Source organism: endosymbiont GvMRE of Glomus versiforme, from assembly GCF_003546845.1.
The window spans coordinates 11732-18177 of sequence record NZ_NWVA01000004.1; the positions used below are offsets into that span (position 1 = coordinate 11732).

A 6446-nucleotide genomic window follows, 5' to 3' on the forward strand; every position below is an offset into this window, starting at 1 on the left:
GAGGAAGAAGTTGATTGAAGTGATGAAGAACTTGATAAATTAATGAGAACGAAGGGCAAAGTGAGAAAAATAACCAAATACAAAACGATAAAACAAAATGTAATAGTTAATCGAGCATTAATTAACCGAATTCTCGAAGAAAAAGCCGAGGAAATCAGTTCTCTTCAAGTAAAATTGAAAGTACAATTAAAGGAAGCAAGTGAAAATACACCTAGTTGAATAGCATTTCAAAAGTGATTACAAAAAGAAATTACTGACACGGAAGACTTAAAAGTAAAAATCAGGCCGGAAAAGCAAGACCGGTATCAAATTTCAGTAGAAACTTTAACTAATTTTTGCGATAGTTTAGAAGCCACCTTAGACAAAAACTCAAAAGATTATCATTTATTCCCTGAATTTGACCAAAATAAAAGTTTTGCCGAATTGTTTCCTTATGAAAAGGCTTTGTTTGGCAAAAAAACCAACCGAGAAATGCCAAACACAGATGATTATAAGGTGTTGACTGAATTATTTAACGAATTTTCAAGCGGAATAGCAGCAAATATAAAAGGCAAAGAAAGTTCAGAAAGACCAGGAGAAAATCCTATTCCTTCTGAAAATAATGAGCCAATTAGTGTTGAAGAAAAACAAGCCATTATTAACTATTTAGATAACTTAATCATGGAAGTTGCCAAAAAAAATACCAAAGGAGATTATTCTGTGCTCTCTTCCGACAAGAAATTTATTCTCAAAAGTGAACTGAAAAGTGCCCAAATGAAAGTTTTGAGAGATGACGAAAAAGCTAACTATGAGGAAAAATTAAAGAATGTTGACATCAATACCAAAGGGAAAGCAAATAAAATTCGCCAAAAAATATTCGATGAGATTGTTTATTATGTCAGTGATTTAAAAGGGGGTAGTGGTCAACTAGGCGAAGCCCAGGAGATTTCAAGTAAAATTGCCGATTTAACTAAAAAAGAAAAGGAAAAAAAATCGACCAAAGAACCACCCGAAATTTCTACTACTACTACTACTACTAAAAATATAAACAACATGGAAAATAATAAAAAAGAACTTTCTTTTTCTCTTGATGATAATCATTTTGATAATAAAGAAGAAATAGCAAATAATTCATTTAACAGAACTTCTGCTCTACTTGAAAATATTTTGGCAAAAAATGAAAAAAAAAAAAATGATTTACTTATTCATCAAACAAGATTAATAGCTGACAAGGAAGAAGAATTTGAAGTGTCAGCAGAGACAACCGAAGCTCCCCTTATTAAAAAAATTGGAGAAGTGTTAGATGATTTAGCTAATATTCAAAAAGAAACTAATTTTGCCCAAAAAGAAAATACCCAAAAAGTTTTAGAAAAAATATTTGAAATTAAAAATATTTACCAAGAACAACAAAACCAACACTTAGCAGAATTGAATGAATTAAAAGAGGAGTTTGATTTTATCAGCAATAATCTTTTGAATACTAGTTTTACAGATAATTCAACTTTTGCAACTAGTCCAGATATTTCATCTTCCCAAAACATCCAAAAAAGAAGAGATTATTTTAGCAGTCAGGTTGATTCTTTTGAACTTCAAAACAATTTAGAAAAAAAAGAAGCAGAAGTAGCCGGATTGAAAGAACAAATTGAAGAGTTAGAAGAATCCCGAAAAGGGTTAATTAGGGATAAGAAAGAAATAGAAGAATTATTAGGAAAAAGAGAAAAAGATGTAACAGTTTTAGAAGAAAGACTCCAAGAAGCTTTAAGACTGGATTTAATGAATGAATACGACCCAGAAAATACTTTAAAAGTGGGCGAGTTGGAATCAACAGATAAGAAGCATTTAGAAGAGATGAACAAGCTTGAAGGAGAAAAAAGAGTTCTTGAAGAACAATTTAAAACAGTAAAAAGTCAAAGGGATGGTTTTAATAAAATAATTATAAAAAGAAATGGAGAATTAAGTAAAGTTTCTCGTGAATTTGGGCAAAGAGAAAGACAAAGAGATAAAGAAATCGAAAATTTAACAATAGAAAGGGATAATTTAGCTCATGAACTCCAACAAAGAAAATCAGAAGAGACATATCAACAATTTAACGCAGAGTTGAAAAATCAGCAAGCAGAGGAAGAATTAGAAGTGGGGAAAAAGGTAGAAAAAACCAAAACTCTTCTCGAAGAAATGAGAAATGAAAAAGATGAAATGTTTAATAGTTTCCAGAATATAGAAGCGAGAATCAAAAATTTAGCTAATGAAAAATTTCGTTTAGAAGGAGAATCAAAAATTAGCGAAACAGCTGATTTAGAAGAAATGATTAATGTTGTTAAAAAAACAGTTGAGAAGAGAAGTGTCAAAATCGCAGAATTTTTAAATGAAAACATAGAGAAAGGAAGAACAATTACTAGGCAACAAAGTTGAAGTGGAAATGTTTCTTCTCCTAATACTCCTTTTAATGTTCCTCACACTCCGAAATCGGCTAGAGAAAGCACAGGTCACTTTTCATTTTCCCAAAAACGTTTTCAAAAAAGGAGTTCAACAACTCTAGTAAAAACAGATATTGAATCACAACAAAAAATCGCTGATAGGTTTGAGAATAGTTTAAAAGCAAAGTTAGAAATGAATAAAGGAAAAAGTTCAAAACCACAAAATACTAATCAAGAGTTGAAGCAAATCATTCAGTTAGTAGTTAATAAATGAGGTCAAAGTCATGGTAAACAAAAAAAACCTGCTTGGTTAACTGGTGAAATTGAAGAAAAGTTAGCCCAAGAAAGAGGCACGATTTTGTTCCCCGAAGCAAGGAAAATGTTAGAGGAAGTTATTGACCAACTACAAAAAGAAGTCGATGAAGGTAAAAAAAACAGTAGATTGTTAATTGATTGCAATAATAATTTAGATGAAGAAAAAGAGGCAAACCGAATAAAACAAGAGAAAATTGCCGCCCAAGCAAGACAAATTGAAGAATTTCAAAGAGAAATAGGAGAATTAAAATTTAAACTAGATTCAATCGAAAGCCAGTCTTTACATAACTTCGGAAGAATTAGGGAAGAAATGGAAAAAGTTAAAGTATCAAACGAGAAACTACAACAAAGCCAAGAAGAAAACACTCAGTTAGAAGAACAAATAAAAGAAAAAGAAAAATTACTAGAATTTCAGCAAGAAATATTAGGAGCTTGAAATAAAATAGATGATTATTTATCGAAAATGAAAGAAGAAGACATTGTTTCTATTGCAGAAGAAGAGAGCGATACTTCGTCGTATTCATCAGAACTAGAAGAGGAGATTGATATCAAAGAAAAGGCTAGTGTCGAGGAAGAAAATCCCCAGATTGTAAAACTAAAAGATACCAGTGAAAGATTAAAAGAACTGGCAAGGGTAGCTAATGAAATTAGTGAAAATAAAGAAAAATTAGCCGAAGTAAAAAAGAGGGTAATTTCTATTACTAATGAAAGTAAATTAGATAGAACAGAAGGAGAACCAGAACTTTTGGCTTTATCTGAACTTGAAAGTCAAGAAAGTGAAATTCAAGGTAGAGTAGACGATTTAGAAGGAGAAGAGAGTAAACTGGCAGAAAGTTTAGTAGAGTCAGATACTTCTGTTTCTCAATCTGAAATCAAAGAAAACCAAGATGCTAGTTGATTTAACTGAATTTATGAGGGAGGAAAAAAAGTTCTTAATGTGTCTGGCTCGGCTTTATGTAAAATTAAGGCTCATCCTTTCCGAGTTGCTACTGGTGTTTTAGGTGTTTATGGTCTTTATAGTAATTATGGATACCAACAATGTAGCACAAGTGTTTCAGAATTAAACTTTCAAATTACCAATTTAAAAGGAAAAGTAAGTTCATGTTTAGAGGAAAATGCTCAACTAAAATTTGAAAACGAAATTTCAAAGCAAAATTTCTCTGCTCCGAACTCCCGAGATAAAGATTATTTAGACGAATATATTCAGAAAATAATAACTCAGTCGAATAGATACCAAGTTAAAGCTCAGTTTTATAAAGAAAAGTTAGCGAAGAATATCGCAGAAAGGGAAGCTCAAGAAAGAAATCAGTTGACTAATTCCACCACTACCGGGATTGTAACTACTGGACCAATTCCAGAAGCTTCGACTGTAACCGAAACTAGCACGGTCACTCCAGCACCAGTTCACAGCACGGTTAGCCAAACTTTAGAGCCAGAAACCATTACTCACACTAGCACGGTCACTCCAGCACCAGTTCACAGCACGGTTAGCCAAACTTTAGAGCCAGAAACCATTACTCACACTAGCACGGTCACTCCAGCACCAGTTCACAGCACGGTTAGCCAACCTTTAGAGCCAGAAACCATTACTCACACTGTTAATGTGCCAGCAACGGCTCCTACTTCCACCACTACCGAGCATAAAAGGAGGGGTTGAGCGGCAGAAGCTATTAGTGGCTATGTAGCAGGAGCAATAGGATTAGGTTATTATCTTAGAAAAAATAAATTAGAAGACAAACAACAACAACAGCAACAAAAAGATAATTCGCAAATAAATGACAATGTTTACCCCGTTTGTTCTCATACTGATTACGAAAAAATTAAGTGAGAAAGGAACAATTGAGAAAAGCAATACCGAAAAGTTTGCCAAGAAAAAGAGGAAAGGGGACAGGAAATAATTGGTGAACTCAATTCAACTTTAAACCTAAACTTAAATAATCCTAACTTAGAGCAAGTAATCACCAAAATCCAAGAATTAATCAACAAACCTCCACAAACTATTTATCAAGAATTTAGCAATAGTGAATTAGAAGAGCAATTAAAAGCCAGCCAGCAAACTATCAATCACTTAGAAAAAGAATTAACTAACCAAACTACTCCTTTTGGAGAAGATTTAGCTGTAATTAAAAGCTTAGAATTAGAAAGTTTAGAAGAATTGTTTAACCAATCAGTAGACAACACCATTAAACAACAAATCCAACAAGCTACTAGTTATCAGCAAGTAGTAAATGCTCGACAAGCCTTTATTCAAAAACAGTTAAGTAAGAAGCAAAATACTATTCAAGTAGTTGAACAACCTCAACAAGAATTAGCTCTCCCAGCAACACCAAATAAAGAAAGAATTATCTTGATTAGTTTATTAGCAGTTAGTTTAGTAAGCATAGGAGGATTGTTAGTGAAGTTGAGAGGAACTAGCAAAAAAGTATTAAAATAATATATATGAACCAAGTGAGCAAAAAAAATTTAACAATAAGCAATGCTAAAATATGTCTTAATCAAGGCAAAAGGTTAAGTTATAAAGTTTTAAGTAAAAAATTATCTTCTGACAACATTGAGAAAATTCTAAGTTATATCCAAAACTCCAAGAAAAAAATAAATTCCTATCAAAAGAAAATTGAGATGGGAACTTCAATTACTCAAGGTTTAGAAAAAGGTTCACCAGTTTTAAGCATGCTAGGAAAAACAGCAAGAGTCATCAATAATCGTTATGAAATTAGTGGTCTAGATAGTTTAGAGACTGTTGCTCATTTGTCTGATTATTCTAAAAAAAGACAATTGACTCATCGAGGAAAGCAGATGAATGAATTACTAAATAAACTTGATGCTAAACTAAATAAACTGGCTAAGTTTTTTCAACATATTAATGATATTAAACAGCAAGATATAAGAAAACAAGAGTGAGCTGATATAAATTGCCCAATGAACTTTATCGAAGTTGATGATGATTGAGTAGGAGAAATAGAATTAGATGATGTAGAATTAGAGTTAGGGCAAGAACAAGAAAAATGAGACAGCAAAATTAGTCAACAATGAGAAGAAATAAACAAAAAAGATTATCAACCTGAATTAACTATTAAAACTACTATTGGAACTTTTGATAAAGAAGAAACACTACGAGAGAATTTAGCGGATGCTTTGATAGATAGTGAATGAAAACCAATTATTGATGTTTCTCTCGAAGAAGAATGAACTGATTGAGGAGAATTAGCACGACAATCTTCTTCTAATCATTCAGATAGCACATTTTTAAAGTATGCTAAAAAGGGTCAAAAAGTTTTCCAAGCTGTGGATGAAAAAGTTAATTATTTCACCGAAGAGATTAATGCTATTAAAGAATTAATAAGAGAGGTAGAAAACCAACTTGGCTATTCTCTTTACAAGAAAGGATTGAGTAAATTACATTTAGACGATGAAAAGTTGATTAATAGGTTGGAAAATCTAGTTAAGCAAATTGATAAAGTTAATGATAAGGTTAATTTAGCTAATTCTTATGTCAAAAAAGGTAGAAGTTTTGTTAATAAATTTGCTAACAAATTAGAACGTCAAGCTGAATATCAAGAGTTAAATAATAATCCTTATGCTTTTCGAGACAAAGAGGAAACGTTAGTTTTTGAAGAAGAAATTGTAGAAGCAAAGCAAGTTTGTCAAGTTCAAGAACAAAATAAAAGTTGATTTAGCAAGCTTTGGAAGAAATAATTATTTAATAATATTTTCATCTATATGTCTAAAAATATATAT

The 6446-nt window shown here is 31.6% G+C and carries 2 protein-coding genes; both read left to right on the top strand.

The window, feature by feature from the left end; genetic code table 4:
* Positions 1-5142 (top strand): coiled-coil domain-containing protein (locus GvMRE_RS07945; protein ID WP_172575327.1); only part of this gene is annotated, 5142 nt, incomplete at its 5' end.
* A 5-nt stretch (positions 5143-5147) separates the two neighbouring features.
* Entirely contained in the window at positions 5148-6404 is a 1257-nt protein-coding gene (locus GvMRE_RS07950; protein WP_147410680.1) for a hypothetical protein, read from the top strand.
* Positions 6405-6446 lie beyond the last annotated feature (42 nt).